This window comes from Pectobacterium carotovorum (assembly GCA_016415585.1).
Lineage (GTDB): Bacteria > Pseudomonadota > Gammaproteobacteria > Enterobacterales > Enterobacteriaceae > Pectobacterium > Pectobacterium carotovorum_K.
The window spans coordinates 2,890,266-2,914,341 of sequence record CP066552.1 but is presented as its reverse complement, the minus strand read 5'-3'; the positions used below and the strand labels follow the sequence as shown (position 1 = coordinate 2,914,341).

The window sequence follows — 24,076 nt, the reverse complement described above, 5'->3', positions numbered from 1 at the left end:
GATAAAAAATGGACGAATAACCTCTCACATAGTCATGGCGCGAACATCATGGAACTGAAATCTACCTCGTTAGGTAAACATCTGGCCCAGCATCCTTACAACCGGGTGCGGTTACTGAATGCCGGTGTCGAAGTGAGTGGCGATAAACATCAATACCTGATCCCCTTTAATCAGTTGTTGAGTATTCACTGTAAAAGAGGGCTGGTGTGGGGAGAGCTGGAATTTGAATTGCCAGCCGGAAAAGTGGTGCGCCTGCACGGAACAGAGTGGCAGGAAACGCAGGCTTTTTACCGCCATCTTCTTAAATCCTGGTTCGACTGGAGCGAGGAGATGAGTCTGATCAGCGCTGAAGTTTTGCAGCGCCAAACGGACAGCATTCAAACACTGACGCAGCAAGACAAATGGTTTAGCCGTCAGGCTCTGGCAACGTTGCAAAATGCCATTCGCGATTCGCTGGGGGCATTGCCTCTTCCTGTGTCTCGTCTTGAAGCCTTTGATAACTGTCATGATCACTACCAGCATTGCTTGCGCTGGCTTGAGCAGGGCGATGAGACGCGCACTGCGGTGAATCAGGCATGGATGGATCGCACGCTGGCGGCAGAACAGCCTTTCTTTGAAACAGTGGAGAGTTCGCCATTAAATGTGTCGCAGAGTAAAGCGGTGATCAATGGCGAAGAGGGCGTGTTGGTATTGGCCGGGGCTGGCAGCGGAAAAACCTCCGTGCTGGTGGCCCGAGCAGCATGGTTAATGCATCGTCAAGAAGCCACGCCCGATCAGATTTTACTGCTGGCATTTGGGCGTAAAGCGGCGGAAGAGATGAACGAGCGCATCCAGGAGCGGCTCAACACGGATGAGATTCAGGCTAAGACGTTCCATGCGCTGGCATTGCACATTATTCAGCAGGCTAGCCGCAAGGCTCCGATGATAAGCCAACTGGAAAGTGATGCGAAACAGCGGCGAGAACTGCTGATTTCTCACTGGCAGCAGCAGTGTGCCGAGAAAAAAACGCAGGCTAACGGGTGGCGATGTTGGTTAACGGAAGAGCTGGAATGGGAGGTGCCAGAAGGCGATTTCTGGAACGACCCGAAGCTGGCGGGGCGGTTGGCCGGGCGACTGGAGCGCTGGTTAGGATTGATGCGTATGCACGGCGGCAGCCAGAGCGAAATGGTTGAGCAGGCGCCAGAATCCATTCGGACAGCGTTTCAGCAACGAGTTCGCCTGATGGCGCCGTTGTTGAAAGCCTGGAAAAAAGCGCTTAAGGACGAAAATGCCGTCGATTTCTCCGGTCTTATCCATCAGGCTGTGAACTTGCTGGATAAAGGGCGCTTTGTGAGCCCCTGGAAGCACATTCTGGTGGACGAATTTCAAGATATTTCGCCACAGCGTGCAACACTGTTAGCAGCATTGCGTCGACAAAATAGCCGTACCTGTCTTTTTGCCGTAGGGGATGACTGGCAGGCAATTTACCGTTTTAGCGGTGCTGAGCTGGCGTTGACGACAGCATTTGAACAGCATTTCGGCGTAGGTGAACAGTGTGCGCTGGATACCACCTACCGTTTTAATGAACGCATTGGTGAAGTCGCCAACACGTTCATACAACAAAATCCGTATCAGTTGAAGAAACCGCTTAATAGCCTGAGTAAGGGTGATAAAAAAGCGGTGGCCATCCTGCCTCAGGATCAGCTTGAGCCACTTCTGGATAAACTGAGCGGCTTTGTGAAAGCTGATGAACGCATTCTCGTGCTGGCGCGTTATCACCATTTACGCCCGGCGATTTTAGAGAAGGCTGCGACCAAATGGCCGAATTTGCAGATTGATTTCATGACGGTGCACGCCAGTAAAGGGCAGCAGGCGGAATATGTCATTATCGTGGGTATGCATGAAGGGAAAGACGGATTCCCGGCTCCGGCAAGAGAGTCTGTGATTGAGGCGGTGCTGTTACCTGAACCAGAGGATTTCCCCGATGCGGAAGAGCGACGTTTACTGTATGTGGCGTTGACGAGGGCGAAGCATCGCGTTTGGTTGTTACAGGATGTGGCGAATCCATCGGTGTTTATTGAACATCTTCATCGTTTAGGTGTACCGATGCTGCGTAAGCCGGGATAACAAAAAAGAGATGTAGAACAGAAGAGACCAGCGTCGACGGTGTAGTACATGTAGTGCGCCGCTGGTCCATTGTGATGTGCTGATATTATTTCAGACGGTCTTGCAGGTAGCGCTGATAATCAGGAATGGCGATTTGAACCGGTTCTTTAAATAGCGCTGAGTTAATCAGGAAATCAGCCGTTGCCCGGTTGGTGGCAACAGGAATGTTCCAAACCGTAGCCAGCCGCAGCAGCGCCTTCACATCGGGATCGTGTGGCACGGCGTTAAGCGGATCCCAAAAGAAGATCATTAAATCGATTTTCCCTTCAGAAATGAGTGCGCCAACCTGCTGGTCACCCCCCATCGGTCCACTTAGCATGCTTTTTACGGGCAGACCCGTGTTCAATTGAATCAGGTTACCGGTAGTTCCGGTAGCATAAAGCGTGTGCTCTGTGAGCTGTTGTTTGTTCGTACCAACCCAATCCAGTAAAGATTGTTTACAGTGGTCGTGTGCTACCAGCGCAATATGTTTTTGCGCGGGGATGGTACGGGTGGTGAACTCCATGGTTACGTCCTTCAATCTGGTGTAGTAAAGCTGACGCTAGGGTACAGACAGATTACGGAAACGCAGTTTCAGTGCAAAGCGATAAAAGCAGGAAAAGGCGAACGGGTATCAAAAATCTACGGTGACTGCGTATAAAATCACCAGCTTACGGATTCATTCAGTGCGGCAGCAAAGCCTGCGACCGAAGCGCCTTTCGCTGCTGCGTTGTACTCGGACATTTTTCGCTCTATATCGAGTAGCTCACTGTCTGCGATCACAATTGCATCGGTACGCACGGGGATAGCTTGGTTTTTTTCATCAAGCAATTGATATTGAGGTTGGGCAGTGAAGTTCTTACGATCCTGAGGGGTTTGTAGTGGCGGTAATTTGAATGACACCGATGCTACTTTTTCTGTGTTGAATGTTGCAATGAATGTTGAAGGAAAATAGGTGACTGGCGTGCCAGTCTGGGTATCGAGTATATTGACAACCTTGAAGAGAATCTGGTGTTGCCCCTTGCCTAGTTCGAGGCTATCGGCACCTTTCAGCAACGAGCCTGACATTTTCTGCCCGTCAACCATCAGAAGATCGATTTTCTGATCTAATTTCAACGTTGTTGCCGCAATTGCAGAGGAACTTAAACCTGCAATAAAAAGGCAGACAGTGATGAAGCCGAATTTCATAATTTTCCCAGATCGCACGTAATTTGAGTATTGTTGAGGAATTGTCTGAATGTGTCAAAGGTTTCAATTTGAAACAGGCTGTTATGGCATTTTTCGCTCTATAAGGTATCTATGGCGGGGCGTTAAGCCATTTTCGGCTATTCGTAGAATGTGCGATACACTGTAGTAAATCACGTAAAAGAGGCGGAATAGCATGCACGACAGTGATATTGAATTTGTACTGAAAACGGTAAAAACCATTGCATTAGTGGGAGCCAGTGATAAGTCGTCCCGTCCGAGTTATGGCGTGATGGCGTATTTACTTGAGCAAGGCTACGAGGTTATTCCCGTTAGCCCCAAATTGGCTGGTCAGACGCTCTTGGGGCAAACCGTGTATGCCAGTCTAGTGGATATTCCGAAGCCAGTTGATATGGTTGATGTCTTTCGCCAATCGGAAGCGGCTTATGAGGTCGCCAAAGAAGCAATCGCCATCGGTGCTACCGTTCTATGGTTACAGATTGGCGTCATTAATGAGCAAGCGGCAATTTTGGCTCACAATGCAGGGTTAAAAGTTGTAATGGATCGCTGCCCGAAAATTGAAATCCCACGACTGGGTTTGGGAAAATAAGTGTTTGGATAAATAGATTGCAGCCACTGACGATGCTGATAATCACAACATCGCCAATGTCTGTTTTCGGTAGCCATTATCTACCATGGATGAACATTAATGGCGCAACTGTGGCGCGCGGCGTTGAAGCACCTCAGCTAATTCGTTTAGTGAAGGGTGCTCATGCTCAGATCGCTCTTCCTTTATCAACTGTGCCTCCGCCAGATAAGTATGTATCGGTTGGCCTTCGTCATCTTCCATTACAACGTGGTACCACGGTTCGGAGCGTGAAGTGTCATTGCCACTAATTTCTTCCCAGGTGGGCGTGTCTAGTGAGTATTCGGGATCGATATCGATAATGACCCCTGGGAATCCCAGAAGCTTATGACGAATCTGTTGTCCGATGCCAAATTTGCTGATTATCATATAACCCCCTGGAAATTGATTACACTTTCTACTCACCACGGATTTTTCGAAGGGAGGCTAGCGCATCCGATAGTGTCTTTTAGCGTACAGAGGTTTTTCAAGCAATAACGCCATGTGCTCATTGGTAAATCACAGGCCGAACACACTATTATAGTATGGCGTAAATTTTTAGAAGATACAGTCCGACTAATGAAATGTTGTTTGGGTTGAAAAGGGGGGATGATGGCAAAGATAGCGACTGTAGCCTATGTCTATGGTGTGGTTCAGGGGGTAGGTTTTCGCTACAGCACGCAATATCAGGCTGTGCGACTAGGGCTCAATGGGTATGCGCACAATTGTGATGATGGCTGCGTTGAAGTGGTGGTAAATGGTGAACCTCATGCGGTAGACGCGTTGATTGAGTGGTTGAAACAAGGGGGCCCACGAAGCGCCAGAGTTGATAAGGTGCTTATTGAGCCACATGGCAAGACGGATTATGAAAATTTTACGATCCGCTATTGAATCTGGGTGACGCTAGATGCATTTCACCGGTTTGGGTAAGCCGGCGATTTTAGTTGCCTGCTTGGCTGGCCCTTTTGGAAACAGCTTATACAGGTAGCGGCTATTTCCTTTATCCTCACCGTACTTTTGCGCCATCGCCTTAACCAACATACGTATCGCGGGGGACGTATTGAACTCCTGATAAAAATGCCGCACAAACCGGACGACTTCCCAATGCGGTTCAGTCAACACTATGCCTTCCTGTTCCGCTAACACGTGAGCCAATGCTTCACTCCATACAGTGCTGTCCATCAGGTAACCCTGCGCGTCAGTTGCGATTGTTCGCCCTTCAAACTCCAACATCTTCTCTCCGACTGCGATAGTTCAGCCCGTAGTTTAACAAATTTTGCTGTCTGCACCGGAATAAAAAAAGCCCCAGATGGGGCTTTCTCGGTGTGGCAATAGACGAGACTTAGTCGTTACGCATGATGCCCAGAATGCTCAACAAGCTAACGAAGATATTGTATATCGCGACATACAGGCTAACCGTCGCTCGGATGTAGTTGGTTTCGCCACCGTGAATGATGTTACTGGTTTCCCACAGAATGGCACCCGCAGAGAACAGAATAAACAGGGCACTGATTGCCAGATGCAGGGCCGGAATCTGCAAGAACAGATTGGCGATAACGGCAACAACCAGAACAACGAATCCTGCCATCATCATGCCAGACAGGAAGGACATATCCTTACGTGTTGTTAAGACATAAGCTGAACAGCAGAAGAACACCACCGCCGTGCCGCCCAGAGCCAGCATGACAATGTCGCCTGCGCCTGAGGAAATCAGCGAGCTTAAAATCGGGCCCAGCGTATAACCCATGAATCCGGTCAGTGCGAACGCCGCCAGAATACCGGCAGGACTGTTCGCCAGTTTGTGCGTCAGGAACATCAGACCATAAAAACCAACCAGCATCAGAATTAAGCCAGGTGCGGGCAGGTTAAGTACAGTACTTGCCGTTGCGGTAACGGCAGAAAAACCCAGTGTCAGCGACAGCAGGAAATAAGTATTACGCAGCACTTTATGGGTGCTGAGTAGCGAGCTTTCACGGGTAGAGGAAACAACAATACGATCCATAGTCAGCGACTCTCTCTTCAGGGTGCTATTATCCAATGTCAAAGAGTAAATAGTTGCAGGACGTTATTAAAGGTGGTTTACCCTTCTTTACGCTGCCAATGCGTCATGCTTCCTTTTAGTGTTCGTATTTTGTCCTGCAATTCATATGTTCGCGGGGATAAATTGCTCTATTTTATGTGTCTTATGACGATTTTGCGTTCAATTGCGTTGTGTTAGGTTGTTTTTCAGGCAATTGAGCGCTGTGATGCTTTACAAGATCTCACACACTGTTTATAGTTCGCGTCATTGCGGAGGAGTGGCCGAGTGGTTGAAGGCACCGGTCTTGAAAACCGGCGACGCGAAAGTGTTCTAGAGTTCGAATCTCTACTCCTCCGCCACGCATTCAATAGAATCAGTGACTTAATTAGTTTTTTTGATTCTTTACTGCATAAAGTGCAGCATAAAAGCCTCCTTAACCAGAGGCTTTTTTGTTTCTGGCCTACCTGTTTTTTTCTCTTATTATCCCCCCAGATTGCTACTTATCTCCTCTTGTGCATATCGTCAAAAATTCATCTTTACCTGTTGCCAAGTGCTGAAATCGATAGAAAATGGATTGAGATATTTCAGCTAACAGCAAAGAAGGGATGGCGGTAAAAGCAAGCGAAGTCATGAAGGCGGTAAAACAGTGGTTCAAGCTGAGTAACTATGATGTTTTACAGGAGATAACCGTTAGTGGCCTGAAAAGGGAGTTGGTTACTCGATTAGATCTGGCTGAACATGACTTTAATTTAGCCAATCAAAGCTTTAGCTTTTGCTCTGATGAGTTCTAACTCATCGGCTGTTACTTTGCCTTTCTTTGTTGCCTTCCGATTACGCCAATCTACACAAGTGACCTGATCGGCGAGAGCCACGCTTTCACGGTCTCCAGATAATTCGACTTCGAAGTTATACCCTTTGCGCTGGGTTGTGCAGGGGGTGCATAAGCACATTCCGGTCAAATTATTATAAGGAAAAGGACTAAGAACAACAGCGGGGCGATGTCCTCCCTGTTCATACCCCACTACCGGATCAAAATCTAACCAGATCAAATCGCCGGAATCAGGAACAAAACGAGAAACCATTAAAGCAGCTCCTTGCCGACTGGTGCGCCAAAATCAACTTTCTCATGGACATGTTCAGGCGTCATTCCTTCAAGCAACTCATCCAGCGTAAACTGATATTTGGGTTTTTTCTTGGGGATCAGGGCAATTTCTGTTTCCCTGATCTCCATGTCAAAGCTATCGTTAAACGTCATATCAAACGCTTGCATAACAGATGAGGAAAGACGTATTGCAGGTGAGTTTCCCCATTTTTTAACTGGAACATCGATCATAAAAAATCCTCATTGAATTGAATGTATCTACAATGTAGAGCATTTAAGTGTCAGTGTCAATCTACATTGTAGATACACAACAAGATCTGACATTTCTTCAAAACCAGTGAAATGAGTGACCATGGCGTATCTTAGCGGCTTTCCCGCGCAAAGAACGCCGCCGCTTTTTTCAAGATGAGCTTATCCTCTTCCAGTTCAGCGATTTTGGCTTTAAGACGGCGAATCTCCAGTTCCTGTACTGAAAGCTGCGGCGTGTTGGAGAAAGCCGCCTCCGGCTTATCCTGATAGATTTTTTTCCAGTTGTAGAGTGTGTTTTCTTTGATATCAAGCTCCTGAGCCATACGGGCAACAGACTTCCCGCTTTCGAACAGTAACGCTCCAGCCCTGCGCTTGAACTCTGGGGTATATTGTTGTCTCGTCATAGTGACCTCACTTTCGTTGACTGATTTGAAAACAAGGTGGGCACTAAATCAAGGACAGATCAGTGCATCAAAAACGGAAAAATGGTGCGTGATACCGGTAATATCCCGATCGCCGAAAATCTGTTTCAGGACGAAATCCAAAATTATCTGCTGCTGCTGGGCAAGGTCTTAAAGGAGAACATCGGCCCTTTCTGGAAGCTCAGCGCAGGGAGCGAAAACGGCGCAAGCGCAACAGCGACGAACGAGACGACAGCGGCGTAGACTTATTTCTATGGCGCCTGTGTTTGGGGGCAGGTGATGCCTGCCCACCGTTGGCGAGATGGGCTGATATGCTCGATGGCACGTACACGGTTGGTGATGTGCAGATCATGCACGCTGTAATTGAGGCGGCGATCGATAGCGTGGAGCGGGCGAGAGAAAATTCAAAAGGGTAAGCCCGGCGAACCGGGCTGATTTACAATATTAGCTGTTCTGGGGTGCATCTATACAATTCAGATAATTTTACTCTGGTCCTTTTTTGCGGTCTTGAATCTGGTGATTCAAGTTGAGAGACGGCCGCTTGAGTAATGCCAAGTGCGCTTGCAACATCCTGCTGTGATAGCCCTCTGTGTATTCTCCATGCCGCCTGTATACTCACATCCTGATCAATGTGAATACTGACAACTTCTTGAGGGATAGTAACGTCATCATCATCATCGGCTGTGTAGGGTATACTCTCGTAAAGCGCGTCATCGTCTGAGTTTGCAATCAGTCGTTGATATAACTCGTATGGAACCACCGCGTATTCAGGGGTGCCGTTTTTATCGTGGATAATTTGGATGCTCATGTTGACTCCAACATTTAATTTCGGTTGGCGAAACCTCTTCTAACTTAGGAATTGGGCGGGTTTCCCCGCCTTAGTATGTTGTTGATGTTCTACGTTTGACTTCGAGTATCTCGCAAACTTGCGGTGTGCCGTCTATTAACTCAAATATGACTCGATAATCGCCAACCCTTAACCTGTATTGCTTGCCAGATGATTCGAGTTTTTTCAGATCCAAACTCACATCGGGGAAGCTGGTCAGCTCGCCCACTCTGTTCTTGATGCGTTTTCGGTATCTAGTGTCAATCGTTCCGAGTTGTTTTAATGCTCGTTTTGACCAACTAACCTGAACCATAATCCCTCAGTTTTAAAGATCCACACCGTCTTACCATAAGATTAATTATAAGTAAATAAGTTTTTTAGTCAACGGCTTTCTTGTGTTTTCTTATGCGCCCTGATGGTTTGCTTAACTGTGGGTTTCTTCGTTACTGATAAACGTATTATTCCTGCTGCCGATAAACTGTCCATGGGTCTAACCGTGTTGCAGATTTTTTTGATGTCACATGCGCGCAGCTTATTGCTCTTGCCTTCTTTGGCAAAGCCTTTGGAGGCATCAACGATCAGCTTGTCACTGTTTTTACGCTTCTGTTTGAGCACCAGAATAATGGTGGGAATGCCGGTGCCAAAGAAAATATTCGCCGGTAAGCCAATGATCGTATTAAGGTGGTCGTTTTCGATAAGGTTCTTACGGATCTCACCCTCCTCACCGCCGCGGAAGAGTACGCCGTGGGGTAGGACGATAGCCATGATGCCATCGGGTTTCAGGTGGTAGAGATCGTGCAGAAGAAAAGCGTAGTCGGCCTTGGATTTTGGCGCTAAACCAAAACGAGGATAGCGCTCAAGCTTATCCGAAAGGTATTTATAAAAGATGAAGCCGAGGATGTAGTCTTTGTATTCGTTGGCATCGATTTTAGACCGCATCTGGTTGGCGGATTCCCAGATTTTTGCTGCAAGCTGCTGTTTATTCACTCTCAATCCTGTTAAGTGTCATTTTTTCGGTAAAGGCTATTTTAGGTTTTCGATTGTACGTGTGATAAGTGCTTCTTGTCAGTTTGGGCTGACTCAACGCCGTTGGCATATGGTAAGGATTTTTTGCGTGTTGCAGCGCTGAATCCACGCTGGCGATAGCACGTCAATGGGCTAAGGACATCGGTGCGGACTCGGGAGCGGATGTGTCGGTTCGCTCTTTTTCAATGGACTAAGGAATAAGAAGTGAAAGCCACAGAAGCTAATCTGCTTAAATTTTTGCGCAAATCTCCGCAGTTCGTTAGAGGTAGGATTGTCAAACCAAAGCGATCTTCCTTACGTGATGGGTTTGATTCGTCAGTCCTTTGATCGTCAGATGGGAGGGTTACAGGATGTATGGGTCATAATCCGCTTGTCTGCTGCGGATTTTATCGAATTGACAAAAGATATGTTAATACGGCTGCCCAGGCTTTGACCCCTACTTGTGCTTCATCATAGCCAGGGCTTTTGTCATTTTTACCGTGGGCGGTCTCATGCATGTAATATCGACATTTTTATTTCAATTAATAGATAAAATCTTCTTGAATTTTCCCCTAAACTCCCGACGTATCTGAATTTTTGCAATTTAGTCCTCTGCTGTTTTTAGTCTTTTTCCGTCTAATACTTATGCGATAAATCAAAGAAAGAGTGTGAAGAAAATCCATATCGGAGGGAATCGCGAATGAAGCGGGTATTTCTCTAATTCAGTACTGACGCGGGATTGTGGGAGTTATCCACCATTTCTGTGGATAACTATGTGCATTATGGAAAGACAACGCATTCTAACCGAGAGCTGACGCGGGTTGTCGCCAGTTTGACGTTATTCTCCTCGGTTTTTCTAATCTATTTATTATCATATCGTTAAGTAAAATCAAGCGCCTTGAACATCAACGCTGCGTAGTTGCATAAATTAACGTCATCGCCCATCTCTGCATGTTACAGGTCTACCAACATTGGGGATAAATCATGATGATTTTATCTGGTAGATTGAATATGAATGTGCTAGCAAATTCATTTGTCGATTAGCCATCCAATTCGGCGACAATTTGCTTGATGCTGTTTTTCTATCCAGTATCATTGCGATGGCGAATCTCGCCATTGGCATCCAGAATAAAGTTCCGAACATCCACCCACGGTCATCGTCTTGAGCGATGCGTAATAACGATAAGTAGCGTGCTTGACGATGAGTAAAGTATTTACACTGAATTCTGACTTTAAACCAGCAGGCGATCAGCCGAAGGCCATTCGTCGTTTAAAAGAGGGCCTGGAAGATGGGTTGGCGCACCAAACGCTACTCGGGGTAACGGGCTCAGGTAAGACGTTCACTATCGCCAATGTGATTGCCGACCTCAATCGGCCGACGATGATGCTGGCGCCAAATAAAACGCTGGCAGCCCAGCTGTACGGCGAGATGAAAGAATTCTTTCCCGATAATGCCGTCGAGTACTTCGTTTCGTATTACGACTATTATCAGCCAGAGGCCTACGTTCCCAGCTCTGACACCTTTATTGAAAAAGATGCGTCAGTTAACGAACATATCGAACAGATGCGCCTTTCCGCGACAAAAGCGCTGCTGGAGCGGCGCGATGTCATCGTCGTGGCCTCGGTATCCGCGATCTATGGTCTGGGCGATCCCGATCTCTATCTGAAAATGATGCTGCACCTGACGCAAGGGATGCTGATTGACCAGCGCGCTATTTTGCGGCGTCTGGCCGAGTTGCAATATTCCCGTAACGATCAGGCGTTTCAGCGCGGTACGTTCCGCGTGCGTGGTGAGGTGATCGATATCTTCCCTGCGGAATCTGACGAAATCGCTCTGCGCGTTGAACTGTTCGATGAAGAAGTAGAACGGTTGTCGCTGTTTGACCCGCTGACGGGTCACGTGCTCCAAACGGTACCGCGCTATACCATCTATCCTAAAACGCACTACGTCACACCGCGTGAGCGTATTTTGCAGGCGATGGAAGATATCAAGGTTGAACTGGCCGACCGTAAAAAGGTGCTGCTGGCCAATGACAAACTGGTGGAAGAGCAGCGGCTGAGTCAGCGCACCCAGTTTGATCTGGAGATGATGAACGAACTGGGCTACTGCTCCGGTATCGAAAACTACTCACGCTACCTTTCCGGTCGTGGCCCCGGCGAACCGCCACCGACGCTGTTTGACTATTTGCCTGCGGACGGGCTGCTGGTCATTGATGAATCCCACGTCACCGTTCCCCAGATTGGCGGTATGTATCGCGGCGACCGCGCGCGTAAAGAAACGCTGGTCGAATACGGTTTCCGGCTACCTTCAGCGCTGGATAACCGACCGATGAAATTTGAAGAATTTGAAGCGCTGGCTCCGCAGACGATCTACGTGTCTGCGACGCCGGGTAACTATGAACTGGAAAAATCGGGCGGTGAAGTGATCGATCAGGTGGTTCGCCCCACCGGATTGCTCGATCCGATCATTGAAGTGCGGCCTGTCGCGACACAGGTGGATGACCTGCTTTCCGAAATTCGTCTGCGTGCCGCGATTAATGAGCGGGTACTGGTGACCACGCTGACCAAACGCATGGCGGAAGACCTGACGGAATATCTGGAAGAACACGGCGAGCGGGTACGTTATCTGCACTCGGATATCGACACCGTCGAGCGCGTGGAAATCATCCGTGATTTACGTCTTGGCGAGTTCGATGTGCTGGTGGGGATCAACCTGCTGCGTGAAGGGCTGGATATGCCAGAAGTGTCGCTGGTGGCGATTCTGGATGCCGATAAAGAAGGCTTCCTGCGCTCTGAACGTTCTCTGATCCAGACGATTGGGCGTGCGGCACGTAACCTGCGTGGCAAAGCCATTCTCTACGGCGACCGGATTACAGCATCGATGGCGAAAGCGATTGGTGAAACGGAGCGTCGCCGCGAGAAGCAGGAAGCCTACAACACCGAGCACGGCATTGTGCCGCAGGGTATCAATAAGAAGATCTCCGATATCCTGCAACTCGGTAAGCCGACGAACAAAGGCAAAGGGCGTGGCAGTCGTAAAGCGGCAGAGCCAGCAGCAGGTTATGAACTCATGACGCCGAAGGCGCTGGAGCTGAAAATTCGCGAGTTGGAAAGCAAGATGTTGACGCACGCGCAGAACCTTGAATTTGAAGAGGCGGCCGCTCTGCGCGATGAAGTACACGCACTGCGCACACAATTTATCGCCGTATCCTAACGATGCAAGCACTCACTGAGGATCAATGATGGATCAGACTATACCGGGAGTAGAAGTGCTGTTTGTGGCGGGTTTCGGGCCGATCGTGAAATCCCTTTCTGACAGCCATGCGCTCTATGTCGATACGCTGAAGTTGCCGCTGAAGCCCGTTGCGGAAGGAAGCGACTATCTGGTGAGCGATGAGATGGATGGCGTGAAGCATTTCGCGCTGTGGCCGCTCTCACAGGCCAGCGAATCCTGTTTCGGGCACGGAAGTTGGCCTGCGGATCTTCCGGAACCGCAAAGCTGGCTGGAGTTCGAAGTGGCTGACATGATGGAAGCGACCAGCACGCTGAAAGCGCAAGGCTATGCGTTGCTGGTGGAAAACCGTCTTGAGCCTTGGGGACAGCAGGTCACGCGTTTCCTGAGTCCCGAAGGCATTCTGATTGGTGTGACTTATACGCCATGGCTGCGGGATTGAGAGCCTAGCAGCTGTAGCGCACGTTCGATGGCCTGACGCAGTAACTCACGGTCATGATGGTGGGGAACATCTTCTGCGGCCAGCGCCTGCTGCACGACCAGACGGTCGCCGATCTGGCTGATATCGACTTTTGGACCGACAATCGCGACATCAACCACGGGTTTCCCTACCTTGTGTTCAATCCAGGATAGCTTCTCCACCAGCGTCAGGCGGGCTGCGGGGTTGCTCTGCTCATTGCCCAGATTGCCGATGTACACCATAGGGGCGGGCGTGCGGCGGAGTGCCTGTGTCAGATCCTCCAGCAACAGCAGCGGCATCAGGCTGGTCAGAAAGCTGCCGGGACCAATCAAAATCAGGTCGGCTTTTGCGATGGCATCAATCGCCTCGCGCGTGGCCTGCACCGTCGGATACAACATCAAGTCCTGCGGCAAGGCTGCCAGCTGATCGATCTCGACTTCACCATAAACGGGGTTGCCCTGTTCATCAATCGCCATCAAATCGACAGGATGCTCGGACATCGGAATTAAAAACGCGTCTACCTTGAGCAGGTTGCGAATCAGATTGATGGCTTCCAGTGGGCGGACGCTCAGGTGGTCGAGCGCTTTTAGCATCAGGTTACCCAGATTGTGTCCGGCAAGCTCACCGTTACCGTTAAATCGGTACTCAAACATTGCGGATGCCACACTGGGTGTCGTAATCAGTTGATTCAGGCAGTTGCGGGTGTCGCCCCAGGCAATGCCGCCTTCAGAGCGACGGATGCGGCCAGTCGAACCGCCGTTATCTGTCGTCGTGACAATGCCGGTTAGCCGTGAACCCAGGGAAGAGAGCGAAGACATCACACGACCTAAACCGTGCCCGCCTCCGAGTGCGACAACTCTGTCGAGGTCGGCCAACGTGCGATTGCGCATAGAAAACCTTATGAATGAGCCAGAGGAATATGAAGTGTGTGTGACAATCGTCGCTAAGGTAGCTGATTTCACCTTAAAACGCGAAAAATCCTCACGCAGGCATGACCTGAGACAATTTCTGCCGCGTATTTTTCCGTATGCTGTGCACCATAAGATATTGAAAAATCGCTATATATTTAATTATATACCGTTTTTGAGAGTGGTTGCCTGTGCTTTTTCGCAGTAGACTGCTTAATGAAATCACGATTCTTGAGCGGTTATCTCGCGGCTGTTTAACGGATAACTGATAGGAATCAAACTCCTAGCCTTGGTGCCTAAGTGATGCGCTTGTTGCGTGTGATACGGTGCCCTGGCCGTGGCCTTCGCGGTCACCAGGGTGCGAGGCAGAAATGCTTGCATCTCCCGTATTTGGAAAGGTGTTTATGGTGAGTCAACTGACTGATGCGTTTGCGCGCAAGTTTTACTATTTGCGTCTGTCTATTACAGACGTCTGCAATTTTCGCTGTACCTATTGTCTGCCGGATGGTTATCAGGCCAATGGTACGAATCCACATCGCTTTTTATCACTCGATGAAATTCGTCGCGTCAGCCGCGCCTTTGCCGAATTAGGGACGGAAAAAGTCCGCCTCACCGGTGGTGAACCATCTTTACGTCGTGATTTTGTCGATATCATTGCGGCCATCCGTGAAAACCCCGCTATCCGCACGTTGGCGGTAACCACCAACGGCTACCGTTTGGCACGCGACGTTGCTCAGTGGCGAGATTCAGGCCTGACGGCGCTGAATGTCAGCGTCGACAGCCTTGATGCACGTCAGTTTCATGCGATTACCGGGCAGGATAAATTCCGTCAGGTCATGGACGGTATTGATGCGGCCTTTGACTGTGGCTTTGCCAAGGTCAAAGTCAACACGGTGCTGATGCGCGATGTGAACGCGGGTAGCCTGCAAACTTTCCTCGACTGGATTAAACACCGCCCGATTCAACTACGCTTTATTGAACTGATGGAAACGGGCGAAGGGGGCGACTTGTTCCGCCGTCACCATGTTTCCGGTGAGGTGATCCGCCAGCAACTGCTGCAACAAGGCTGGCAGCAGCAGCAGCGCGCACGCAGCGACGGCCCGGCTCAGGTGTTCAGCCATTCCGACTATCAGGGAGAAATCGGGCTGATTATGCCGTATGAGAAAGATTTCTGCCTGAGCTGCAACCGTCTGCGCGTATCCGCTGTGGGTAATCTTCATCTGTGTCTCTTTGGCGAACAGGGCATTCCGCTGCGTGATTTGCTGGCCGACGATCGTCACCTCGATGATTTGAAAATGCGTATCTCGGGCGGGCTATCGGCGAAAAAGCAGACCCATTTCCTGCACGAAGGGAATAGCGGCATAACGCAAAACCTGTCATTTATCGGCGGTTAATCCGCGATATCACTGATTCTTAAAGGAGCCTGATATGAGCAAAGTCAGCAGCGAATTCGTTTCTCTCAATCTTGCAGTTTTGACCGTGTCCGAACGTCGTACAGCGGAAGATGACACCTCCGGCGACTATCTGCGCGAAGCGGCGCAGTCAGCAGGGCATCGTATTGTCGACAGCGCCATCGTGAAAGAGAATCTGTACCAGATTCGGGCACAGATCTCGGCGTGGATTGCCAGCGATGAGGTGCAGGGCATTTTGATTAATGGCGGGACGGGCTTTACGGCTGGAGATGTGGTGCCGGAAGCCATCGGCATCTTGTTCGATCGGGAAATTGAAGGCTTCGGCGAGCTGTTTCGCATGGTGTCATACGAAGATATTGGCACGGCGACGCTGCAATCCCGCGCGCTTGCCGGTCTGGCTAACCAGACGGTAATTTTCGCTATACCGGGTTCGACTCGCGCCTGCCGAACCGCATGGGAACGCATCATTCAGGAACAGCTGGATGCGCGCCAGAAGCCGTGCAATTTTTACCCGCACGTGAAAAAATCCTCTTAACGGTAAGCCTTATTCACTATGTCATCACTTAAGCCACAATTGACCCACATTAACGCCGCTGGCGAAGCCGCGATGGTAGATGTTTCCGCCAAAGTTGAAACTGTGCGTGAAGCCCGCGCGGAAGCTTTCGTTGAAATGGCACCGCAGACGCTGGCGATGATTATTGCTGGCAGCCACCACAAGGGCGACGTGTTCGCCACCGCACGCATCGCTGGGATTCAGGCGGCGAAACGCACCTGGGAACTGATTCCGCTTTGCCATCCGCTGCTGTTGAGTAAAGTCGCTGTCGAGCTGGAAGCGCAGCCGGAGCACAACCGGGTTCGGATAGAATCCGTGTGTCGCCTGACGGGGAAAACTGGCGTGGAGATGGAAGCGCTGACGGCGGTTTCTGTTGCTGCGCTGACCATCTATGACATGTGCAAGGCCGTGCAGAAAGACATGGTGATTGGTCCGGTGCGCCTGCTGGCGAAAAGCGGCGGCAAATCCGGCGACTTTACGGCGGAGGGAGCATGATTACGATTCTGTTTTTTGCACAAGTCCGTGAACTGATCGAGACAGACAGCGTGTCGCTGCCTGCTGAGTATGCAACTGTAGAGGACGTCCGACAGGCGCTATGTCAACGTGGCGCGCGCTGGGCGCTGGCGCTGGAAGCGGGCAAGCTGCTGGCTGCGGTGAACCAGTCGCTGGTTGAGCTCACGCACCCGTTACAGGACGGCGATGAAGTGGCATTTTTCCCACCGGTAACGGGAGGTTGATCGTGGCGGATACGCGTATTCTGGTTGGCGAAGAGAACTTCAATGTAGGTGATGAATATCAGTGGCTGGCGCAGTGCGATGAGGACGGCGCGGTGGTGACGTTCACCGGTAAGGTGCGTAATCACAATCTGGCGAAAAACGTTAGCGCGTTGACGCTGGAACATTACCCCGGCATGACGGAAAAGGCGCTGGCGGAGATTGTTGAGCTGGCACGCGAGCGCTGGGAACTGCCGCGTGTGAGCGTGATTCATCGGGTGGGCGCACTCTATCCGGGGGATGAAATTGTGTTCGTTGGCGTCAGTGCCGCTCATCGCAGCGCGGCGTTTGATGCCGCCCAATTCATCATGGATTATCTGAAAACCCGTGCGCCATTCTGGAAGCGAGAAGCGACGCCGGAAGGCGAACGCTGGGTGGAATCACGCGACAGCGATAAACAGGCCGCGCAGCGCTGGTAGTCCATTTCTGTGTTAGGATAAAAGGATGGTGGGGAGAGAATATTCCGTCTCGCTCCCCCAATCAGGCGGTTCGCGCCGCGTTAATCAGATAACTTTATGCAAAGGTAACATCATGGACAGATATCCACGCTCGGGTTCAATCGTTGAGCGCTCGCAGTCTGGTCTCCAGGCCTATATGGCACAAGTTTATGGCTGGATGACCTGCGGCCTGCTGCTGACGGCGTTCGTCTCCTGGTATGCGGCGAATACGCCTGTCGTACTGAATTTTGTTTTCTCCAGCCAGATCACCTTTTTCGGGCTGATTATTGCCCAACTGGGGCTGGTCTTTGTGATTTCTGGCATGGTGCAGCGCCTGAGCGGTACGGTCGCCACATCGCTGTTTATGCTCTATTCCGCGCTGACGGGGCTGACGCTCTCCAGCATTTTCATCATGTACTCCGGTGAATCCATCGCCAGCACCTTTGTGATTACGGCAGGGATGTTCGGGGCTATGAGCTTGTACGGCTATACCACGAAGCGTGATTTGAGCGGCTTTGGCAGCATGCTGTTCATGGCGCTGATTGGGATTGTTCTGGCTTCGCTGGTGAACCTGTGGCTGAAAAGCGAAGCGCTGATGTGGGCAGTAACCTACATCGGTGTGGTGGTGTTTGTCGGTCTGACCGCGTATGACACCCAGAAGCTGAAAAACATCGGCGAACAGTTGTCCGTTGATGACAAAGACAGTTTCCGTAAATACTCCATCGTGGGCGCATTGACCTTGTATCTTGACTTCATCAACCTGTTCCTGATGCTGCTGCGTATTTTCGGCAATCGTCGTTAAGGACAGCGCGATAATTTAAATGCTTCACTGCGTTATGTTAATCAGTGCAAAGGTTTCGGGCGTGTCAAACACCATGTTTTTTGTGCCTCATCACACGCCCGACAAGGAGCGCTCAGTTGCCGCAGCTCCTTGACCTATGGCTCTATGGCGTTAATTGTGCCGCTACGCGGTGCCTTCGGCGCTCATGACCGCTGTTCGTGCCGCCAGTGACGCGTTTACTCGCCCCATAAATGGGGCTCACCCTTCGGGCCAGCACAAGTGCTGTTCAAAAACGGCTATTGCGTTTTTGTCCGACGCGGCACTGGCTTTCGCGGCGTCCTGCCGCTCACACTGCGGTCATGTCACCTCAGCACAATTTTTTACGCCTCTCTGGTTATGTGCTTCCCTTACCTGTCTGCTATTACGCAATATTCCGTCTAAAAATGGCGTAGGCTGCCGAGCCGGTGGTTAGCGTGATGATAAACAGCGGCCATAAGCTGCCCCAGATAATGCTGAAATCCGCATCTTTGAGGTAAATCTGCTTAGTAATATCGGTGAAGTGGCGGATGGGGTTAATCCAGGTAGCGTGCTGTAACCAAATCGGCATGTTCTCAACCGGTGACACATAGCCGGAAAGCAGAATAGCGGGCATCAGGAAGACGAACACGCCGATAAACGCCTGCTGCTGCGTTGAACAGAGCGAGGAAATCAGCAGGCCAAAGCCCACTAGCGACAGGCCATAGATCAGCATCGTGGTGTAAAACAGCAGCAGCGATCCGGCAAAAGGGATATGGAAAATCAATATGCCCGCCAGCAGCACGATCGTAGCCTGAAACGTGGCGACAATCAGCGCTGGCACGGCTTTGCCAATAAATATCTGGCTGGTGGACAGCGGCGAAACCAGCAGTTGTTCCAACGTACCCTGTTCCCGTTCACGTGCCACGGAAAGCGCGGTGACAATCAGCACGCCGATAGTGGCGATCATGGCAATCAGTGACGGCACCACAAACCATTTATAGTCCAGATTCGGGTTATACCAGTGGCGTACCACCAGCTCGCTGTTGTTTGGATTTGAATGGTTCTGAGTGGCGGCGTTTTGAGCCGGTCTGGCCGCCAGCAATGCTAACTGATAATCCCGTACGATGTGCTGCACGTCGTTGGCGGCGATCTGCGCGCTGTTTGAGCGCCTGCCATCCAGAATAAGTTGGATCGATGTACTGTTCCCGCTGGCGATATCGCGCGAAAACTGCGGGGGGAAACGCAGAATAAGAAGCGCGTGCTGATTATCCAGCGTCGGTGCAATATCCTGCGAGTGATGCAGCATTAGCACGTGAGAAAAGGATTTTGCCTTGGCAAAGCGCTGCGTCAGCTCTATCGCATGCGGCCCGTTATCCTCGCTGTAAATCGCAATAGTCGCATTGGTCACGTCGAGCGTTGCGGCGAAAGGAAACAGGGAAACCTGAAGAATGACGGGTAACACCAGAATGGAGCGTGTTTGCGGATCGCGCAACAGCGATTGCAGTTCCTTGATAATCAACGTCCACAGACGATGTAGCATAGTGGCTCCCTAATCCAGCCTGCGCCGGGTTTGCCAGGCCGTTAGGCCAATAAAGACCATCGCGGAGAGAATCAGAAACAGCAGGTTAGTCATCAGCACCGTACCGATATTTCCCGCGAGAAACAGCGTTTGCAGCGTGCTGACAAAATAGCGTGCTGGGATGAGGTACGACACGCCGCGGACAAATACCGGCATGCTGTCGATTTCAAAAATAAAGCCGGACAGCATGATGGCCGGCAGAAATGCGGCATTCAGCGCCACCATCGCGGCGTTGAACTGGTTGCGGGTGAGGGTGGAGATCAGCAGCCCCATACCCAGCGTGCTGGCAAGAAACAGGCTGCTGATAACAAACAACAAAATCAGCGAACCGCGATAGGGTACCTGCATGATGAAGGTTGACACCAGAATACACAGCGTCATAGCGATCATCCCAAGGAAGTAATAAGGAATGAGTTTGGACAGCAGCAGCTCGGCACGGGTGACCTGCGTAGAGAGTAGCGCCTCCATCGTCCCACGCTCCCATTCGCGGGCGATCACCAGCGAGGTGAGAATCGCGCCAATCACCGTCATGATAATGGTAATCGCGCCGGGAATGATGAAATGCTGGCTAATGGCGGCCGGATTAAACCAGTAGCGCGATTGCACCTCGATAAGCTGCTCAAAGGTATAACCGCGATCTTCCGCCCGCTGCTGTTGCCAAAGTAGCCAGATGCCTTCCGCGTACCCCTGCACAAAATTCGCCGTGTTGGGTTCGCTGCCGTCGGTGATGACCTGGATCGGCGCGCGATCGCCCGGCCGCGCCAGCCGTTCAGCAAAGTCGGTGGGGATGACGATCAGTCCGCGAATGCTGCCGGTTTGCATCTGCTGAATCAGATGCTGACGATTATTGCTGATGGTCGGCGCGATAAACGGCGATGCCGCGAAGGTATTCGCCAGATCGCGTGCGTCTTCGCTCTGTTGCTCCATCAGGATACCAACGTGCAGGCGGCTGGAGTCTAGATTGATGCCGTAGCTAAAGATAAACAGCAACAGCAGCGGAATGACGAATGCAATCAGCCCGCTGCTGGGATCGCGCAAGATTTGGCGCGTCTCTTTCAGACACAGCGCCCGCAGGCGACGCGTGGAGAAATGCGTGCTGCCGCGCTGGCTCGTTTTAGCCTGCTCAGGCCTATTCTGTTCAACCATGTTCCGCCTCTCCGTCGTACGCCTGAATCAGTGCAATAAACGCTTCCTCCATCGTCGGTGATGGCGTCTGTACGCTGGCCGCCTGCTGTTTCAGTTCGTCCGGCGTGCCGCTGGCGATCAGCTTGCCGCGATACACCAGTCCGATGCGATCGCAGTATTCAGCTTCGTCCATGAAGTGCGTGGTGACCATCACCGTGACGCCACGGTTGACCATGCCGTTGATATGTATCCAGAACTCGCGTCGGGTGAGCGGATCGACGCCGGAGGTCGGTTCGTCGAGAAATAAAATGTCGGGTTCGTGCATCAGCGCGCAGGCCAGCGCCAGCCGCTGCTTGAATCCCAACGGCAGGGCATCTGGCGTTTGGCGATAAATCGGTTGAAAGTTGAAGGCGTCAGTCATTCCTGCCATTTTATCGCGCTGCGCTTTGCCCTTAAGCCCATAGACGCCGGAGAAAAATCGCAGATTCTGTTCGACGGTCAGGTTGCCGTAAAGCGAGAACTTTTGCGCCATGTAACCCAAATGCTGACGGGCTTTACCGGAGCTGGTTTTCAGATCCATGTCGAGCACCAGCGCCTTGCCGTCAGTCGGCACCAGCAGGCCGCACATCATCTTGAAGGTGGTCGATTTTCCCGCGCCGTTCGGACCGAGCAGGCCGAAGATTTCTCCTCGCTTCACCTGAAAACTGACGTGATCGGTTGCAGCGAAATCACCAAATTTTTTCGTTAGCGCCTGAGCTTCAATCACCGTTTCGCCACGACTGACGTCAATCTGCGGCATGATGCTCGCCAGCGATGAGTCACTGGCCGGGCCGCCGCCGAGCAGATCGATAAACGCATCTTCAAAGCACGGCTCGGTATCGTGCAGGCTGCCAGCTTCCAGATGCAAGGCGGAGAGCAACGATGCCCGATCTGCGTCGGGTTTCAGCATCAACCTGACGTACTGCCCCTGAATCACGCCGTCGCTGACCTGTGGCAGGCGCAGCGCTTCCTGCAATACATCCCGATGTCGGCGCTCGCCGGTATCTATCGAGATACAGCGTCCCGTCATGCGTGCAGTCAGATCGCGCGGCGCACCGCGATACAGCAGTTCGCCTTCGTTCAGCAGCAATACATCCCGACACTGCTCCGCCTCATCAAGGTAAGACGTGCTCCACAGGATCAACATGCCGTCGTCGGCCAGTTCGTGCACCATGTGCCACAGTTCACGACGAGAGATCGGGTCGACGCCCACGCCCGGTTCATCCAGCAGAAGCACCTTAGGCTGCCCCAGTAGCGTACAGGCCAGCCCCAGCTTTTGTTTCATACCGCCAGACAGTTTGCCCGCCAGTCTGTTGGTAAAGCGGGTCAGATCGGTAAATGACAGCAAGCGGTCAAAGGTTTCTTTGCGCACATCGCCGGTGATACCGCGCAAATCGGCATACAGCGTCAGGTTTTCCATCACCGTCAGATCTTCATACAGACCGAATTTTTGCGGCATATAGCCCAAAATGGCATGGAGCTGACGATCCTCTTTGATGGGATCCAGATTCGCCACGCGCAGCGTACCGTGGCTGGGTGTTAATAATCCTGCCAGCATGCGCAGCAGGGTGGTTTTCCCTGCGCCGTCGGGGCCAACTAATCCGGTAACCGCACCGCTGCGTATCTCGGCGGTGAGGCTGGCGAGCGCGGGCTTTTCCTGTCCGGCGAAGCGTTTTTCCAGCCCGTCCAACGTAATCTGCGTAGAAGCATTAGTCATGACGAACGGGCTCGTTGGCGCGATTGGTATCTCCTATGTGCGCATCCTCAAAACGCAGCGTGACTGGCATCCCTTGCCGTAATCCATCATCGGGATCGGTAACGATAATGCGCAGTCGGTAAACGAGATCGGTGCGGAGATCTTCCGTTTCGACGCTTTTCGGCGTGAATTCGGCGCTGGGTGAGACAAAACCGACTTTACCGCGATAGGGCTGGTTGGGGCGGCCATCGGTGTAAATCAGCATTTGACTACCGGGCACGACGCGGCCGAGATCTTTCTCGCTCACGTAGGCGCGAACCCAAACCGGGCGAGTGAGGGAGAGGGTGAAAACTGTGCTGCCCGATGCCAGCATACTGCCTTTTTCGGCGGCGCGAGTGAGGATCACGCCGGGAGAGGGCGCAAGCAGTTCGGTATCCTGCTTATTCAGTTCCGCCTGAGCCAGTCCGGCTTCGGCCTGTGCCACCGCTGCCTGCGCAGCGGCAATTTCCTGCGGTCGGTTACCGCTTTCGAACTGGCTCAGCTTGTCTTTCGCCGCCTGTAGCGTCGCAAGCGCTTGATTGCGCGTCGTTCTGGCATCGTCCAGCATGTTGGCGGAAATGGCGCGTTTGTCCCACAGCCCTTGCTGACGCTGGTAGAAGCTGTTGGCGTAATCATAGGCCGCCTGACTCTGGACAACCTGAGATCGCACCTGCGCGATCTCTTCCTGCCGGTAGCCTTCCTGCGCAAGCTGAAGCTGTGCTTGCGCGCTGGCGAGGTTCGCCTGTGCCTGATTTTGTGCATTCAGGTAAGGCGCGGCATCGAGCGTTGCCAGCGGTTGGCCAGCCTGCACGGCATCGCCTTCATCTACGTTCAACTCTGCCACTCTGCCGCCGACGCGAAAGGCCAGATTGACGGTGCGGATATCGATATTGCCGTAGAGCGTGAGCGGTTTTTCCTGCTGCTTCTGATGGTGATAAAAGCCGTAACCCACGCCGAGCAGGATAAGGACGAGGGCGGCGAACGCCAGTTTTCTCTTGTTCATCACGCATAGTTCCTTGTTTATCAAGCATAGTTCCTTGTTTATCAGCGGTGTGCTTGTCGGCGGTAGCAATCCCGCAGGCCGTTAAGAGGGCAGGTCGTCTCTTATTTCTGAAGGTTATTAATCATATGACGGGTTACAGGGGTTTATGACGATTTAGAGTGATCGAGATCACAAAAATGCGTTACATCCGGTCGAGGTTTTTGCGCAATACCGACGTTATCTGGCGTAACGCCTTTATTTTGTTAAAAAAATGGAAGGAATTCGAAAAAATTGTAATTTATTCCGTTGAATGATAATAATTGTTATTAGCAATTACATCTTTATTGCACCGATATAGTGATCTGGCAGCACTGGCGCGGCGTACAGAGTGAAAATCCCTGCGTTCAATGCCTGAACCGATCATAACCCGCCAAGATGTTTCGCGTGAAACGAAGCATTTTGGCATTTTTTTGTCTGTGTCGCG

Annotated in this window: 28 protein-coding genes, 1 tRNA gene and 1 riboswitch; of the genes, 13 read left to right on the top strand and 16 right to left on the bottom strand. The window is 51.4% G+C overall.

The features are described 5' to 3' along the window. Positions 1–48: 48 nt before the first annotated feature. Positions 49–2,106 (top strand): DNA helicase IV, encoded by a 2,058-nt coding sequence (gene helD, locus JFY74_12885; protein QQG27025.1) that lies wholly within the window; start codon positions 49–51, stop codon positions 2,104–2,106. Positions 2,107–2,191: 85 nt separating this feature from the next. Here helD and JFY74_12880 read toward each other — a convergent pair whose 3' ends face one another. Beyond that, a complete protein-coding gene (locus JFY74_12880) occupies positions 2,192–2,650 on the bottom strand; it encodes a methylglyoxal synthase (protein ID QQG27024.1) in 459 nt (152 codons plus the stop codon). Positions 2,651–2,787: 137 nt separating this feature from the next. Next, complete coding sequence (locus JFY74_12875) at positions 2,788–3,312, bottom strand: DUF2057 family protein (GenBank protein ID QQG27023.1); 525 nt, start codon at positions 3,310–3,312, stop codon at positions 2,788–2,790. Between the two features lie 193 nt (positions 3,313–3,505). On the opposite strand from JFY74_12875, the gene JFY74_12870 reads away from it, so the two are divergent. Next, a complete protein-coding gene (locus JFY74_12870) occupies positions 3,506–3,919 on the top strand; it encodes a CoA-binding protein (GenBank protein ID QQG27022.1) in 414 nt (137 codons plus the stop codon). A 96-nt stretch (positions 3,920–4,015) separates the two neighbouring features. Here the strand turns inward: JFY74_12870 and hspQ are convergent, their stop codons facing one another. After that, positions 4,016–4,324 (bottom strand): heat shock protein HspQ, encoded by a 309-nt coding sequence (hspQ, locus tag JFY74_12865; GenBank protein ID QQG27021.1) that lies wholly within the window; start codon positions 4,322–4,324, stop codon positions 4,016–4,018. Positions 4,325–4,546: 222 nt separating this feature from the next. On the opposite strand from hspQ, the gene yccX reads away from it, so the two are divergent. Continuing rightward, on the top strand, positions 4,547–4,825 hold the full coding sequence (gene yccX / locus JFY74_12860; GenBank protein QQG27020.1) for an acylphosphatase: 279 nt from the start codon (positions 4,547–4,549) through the stop codon (positions 4,823–4,825). A 12-nt stretch (positions 4,826–4,837) separates the two neighbouring features. Here the strand turns inward: yccX and tusE are convergent, their stop codons facing one another. Further along, a complete protein-coding gene (gene tusE, locus JFY74_12855; protein QQG27019.1) occupies positions 4,838–5,167 on the bottom strand; it encodes a sulfurtransferase TusE in 330 nt (109 codons plus the stop codon). A gap of 109 nt (positions 5,168–5,276) precedes the next feature. Then, positions 5,277–5,936: an FtsH protease modulator YccA gene (gene yccA / locus JFY74_12850; GenBank protein QQG27018.1), complete on the bottom strand. Its 660-nt coding sequence runs from the start codon at positions 5,934–5,936 to the stop codon at positions 5,277–5,279. Between the two features lie 289 nt (positions 5,937–6,225). On the opposite strand from yccA, the gene JFY74_12845 reads away from it, so the two are divergent. Beyond that, a tRNA-Ser gene (locus JFY74_12845) sits at positions 6,226–6,313 on the top strand. A gap of 390 nt (positions 6,314–6,703) precedes the next feature. Here JFY74_12845 and mazF read toward each other — a convergent pair. The 3 genes from mazF to JFY74_12830 form a co-directional block, all read right to left on the bottom strand. After that, on the bottom strand, positions 6,704–7,036 hold the full coding sequence (gene mazF / locus JFY74_12840; protein QQG27017.1) for an endoribonuclease MazF: 333 nt from the start codon (positions 7,034–7,036) through the stop codon (positions 6,704–6,706). Further along, positions 7,036–7,287 (bottom strand): PbsX family transcriptional regulator, encoded by a 252-nt coding sequence (locus tag JFY74_12835; protein QQG27016.1) that lies wholly within the window; start codon positions 7,285–7,287, stop codon positions 7,036–7,038. The genes mazF and JFY74_12835 overlap by 1 nt, the downstream gene beginning before the upstream one ends. Positions 7,288–7,418: 131 nt before the next feature. Further along, the gene (locus tag JFY74_12830; GenBank protein QQG27015.1) at positions 7,419–7,709 is read right to left on the bottom strand and encodes a transposase; all 291 of its coding nucleotides are present in this window, start codon (positions 7,707–7,709) and stop codon (positions 7,419–7,421) included. Positions 7,710–7,745: 36 nt separating this feature from the next. On the opposite strand from JFY74_12830, the gene JFY74_12825 reads away from it, so the two are divergent. Then, the gene (locus JFY74_12825; GenBank protein ID QQG27014.1) at positions 7,746–7,970 is read left to right on the top strand and encodes a hypothetical protein; all 225 of its coding nucleotides are present in this window, start codon (positions 7,746–7,748) and stop codon (positions 7,968–7,970) included. Positions 7,971–8,163: 193 nt separating this feature from the next. On the opposite strand, the gene JFY74_12820 is transcribed toward JFY74_12825, so the two are convergent. The 3 genes from JFY74_12820 to JFY74_12810 all read right to left on the bottom strand — a co-directional run bounded on the left by JFY74_12820 (position 8,164) and on the right by JFY74_12810 (position 9,540). Next, a complete protein-coding gene (locus JFY74_12820) occupies positions 8,164–8,535 on the bottom strand; it encodes a helix-turn-helix transcriptional regulator (protein QQG27013.1) in 372 nt (123 codons plus the stop codon). A 70-nt stretch (positions 8,536–8,605) separates the two neighbouring features. Then, positions 8,606–8,866, bottom strand: coding sequence for a type II toxin-antitoxin system RelE/ParE family toxin (locus tag JFY74_12815; GenBank protein QQG27012.1), 261 nt, complete (start codon positions 8,864–8,866; stop codon positions 8,606–8,608). A 68-nt stretch (positions 8,867–8,934) separates the two neighbouring features. Then, complete coding sequence (locus JFY74_12810) at positions 8,935–9,540, bottom strand: N-6 DNA methylase (protein QQG27011.1); 606 nt, start codon at positions 9,538–9,540, stop codon at positions 8,935–8,937. Positions 9,541–10,759: 1,219 nt separating this feature from the next. On the opposite strand from JFY74_12810, the gene uvrB reads away from it, so the two are divergent. Next, the gene (gene uvrB / locus JFY74_12805; GenBank protein ID QQG27010.1) at positions 10,760–12,772 is read left to right on the top strand and encodes an excinuclease ABC subunit B; all 2,013 of its coding nucleotides are present in this window, start codon (positions 10,760–10,762) and stop codon (positions 12,770–12,772) included. A gap of 28 nt (positions 12,773–12,800) precedes the next feature. Beyond that, positions 12,801–13,232: a glyoxalase gene (locus JFY74_12800; GenBank protein QQG27009.1), complete on the top strand. Its 432-nt coding sequence runs from the start codon at positions 12,801–12,803 to the stop codon at positions 13,230–13,232. On the opposite strand, the gene yvcK is transcribed toward JFY74_12800, so the two are convergent. Then, the gene (gene yvcK / locus JFY74_12795; protein QQG27008.1) at positions 13,208–14,140 is read right to left on the bottom strand and encodes a uridine diphosphate-N-acetylglucosamine-binding protein YvcK; all 933 of its coding nucleotides are present in this window, start codon (positions 14,138–14,140) and stop codon (positions 13,208–13,210) included. The genes JFY74_12800 and yvcK overlap by 25 nt on opposite strands. Positions 14,141–14,426: 286 nt before the next feature. Further along, positions 14,427–14,575: riboswitch (molybdenum cofactor riboswitch) on the top strand. Between yvcK and moaA the strand changes: the two genes are divergently transcribed. The 6 genes from moaA (at position 14,563) to JFY74_12765 (ending at position 18,135) form a co-directional block, all read left to right on the top strand. Next, positions 14,563–15,552 carry a GTP 3',8-cyclase MoaA gene (moaA, locus tag JFY74_12790; GenBank protein QQG27007.1) on the top strand — a complete coding sequence of 330 codons (990 nt, stop codon included), beginning with the start codon at positions 14,563–14,565 and terminating at the stop codon, positions 15,550–15,552. It overlaps the preceding riboswitch by 13 nt. Positions 15,553–15,586: 34 nt before the next feature. Next, positions 15,587–16,105, top strand: a complete 519-nt coding sequence (moaB, locus tag JFY74_12785) for a molybdenum cofactor biosynthesis protein B (GenBank protein QQG27006.1) — start codon at positions 15,587–15,589, stop codon at positions 16,103–16,105. 18 nt (positions 16,106–16,123) lie between these two features. Continuing rightward, positions 16,124–16,618 (top strand): cyclic pyranopterin monophosphate synthase MoaC, encoded by a 495-nt coding sequence (moaC, locus tag JFY74_12780; GenBank protein ID QQG27005.1) that lies wholly within the window; start codon positions 16,124–16,126, stop codon positions 16,616–16,618. Further along, positions 16,615–16,860: a molybdopterin synthase sulfur carrier subunit gene (gene moaD / locus JFY74_12775; protein ID QQG27004.1), complete on the top strand. Its 246-nt coding sequence runs from the start codon at positions 16,615–16,617 to the stop codon at positions 16,858–16,860. The genes moaC and moaD overlap by 4 nt, the downstream gene beginning before the upstream one ends. Positions 16,861–16,862: 2 nt before the next feature. Beyond that, positions 16,863–17,315, top strand: a complete 453-nt coding sequence (gene moaE / locus JFY74_12770) for a molybdopterin synthase catalytic subunit MoaE (GenBank protein ID QQG27003.1) — start codon at positions 16,863–16,865, stop codon at positions 17,313–17,315. A 112-nt stretch (positions 17,316–17,427) separates the two neighbouring features. After that, positions 17,428–18,135, top strand: a complete 708-nt coding sequence (locus tag JFY74_12765; protein ID QQG27002.1) for a Bax inhibitor-1/YccA family protein — start codon at positions 17,428–17,430, stop codon at positions 18,133–18,135. 400 nt (positions 18,136–18,535) lie between these two features. Here the strand turns inward: JFY74_12765 and JFY74_12760 are convergent, their stop codons facing one another. Genes JFY74_12760 through hlyD form a run of 4 tightly spaced genes read right to left on the bottom strand, consistent with a single transcriptional unit; the run spans position 18,536 to position 23,613 of the window. Then, positions 18,536–19,672, bottom strand: a complete 1,137-nt coding sequence (locus JFY74_12760) for an ABC transporter permease (protein QQG27001.1) — start codon at positions 19,670–19,672, stop codon at positions 18,536–18,538. A gap of 9 nt (positions 19,673–19,681) precedes the next feature. Further along, positions 19,682–20,857 carry an ABC transporter permease gene (locus JFY74_12755; protein QQG27000.1) on the bottom strand — a complete coding sequence of 392 codons (1,176 nt, stop codon included), beginning with the start codon at positions 20,855–20,857 and terminating at the stop codon, positions 19,682–19,684. Beyond that, positions 20,850–22,592, bottom strand: a complete 1,743-nt coding sequence (locus JFY74_12750; protein QQG26999.1) for an ABC transporter ATP-binding protein — start codon at positions 22,590–22,592, stop codon at positions 20,850–20,852. The genes JFY74_12755 and JFY74_12750 overlap by 8 nt, the downstream gene beginning before the upstream one ends. Continuing rightward, positions 22,585–23,613, bottom strand: coding sequence for a secretion protein HlyD (gene hlyD, locus JFY74_12745; protein QQG26998.1), 1,029 nt, complete (start codon positions 23,611–23,613; stop codon positions 22,585–22,587). The genes JFY74_12750 and hlyD overlap by 8 nt, the downstream gene beginning before the upstream one ends. Positions 23,614–24,076 lie beyond the last annotated feature (463 nt).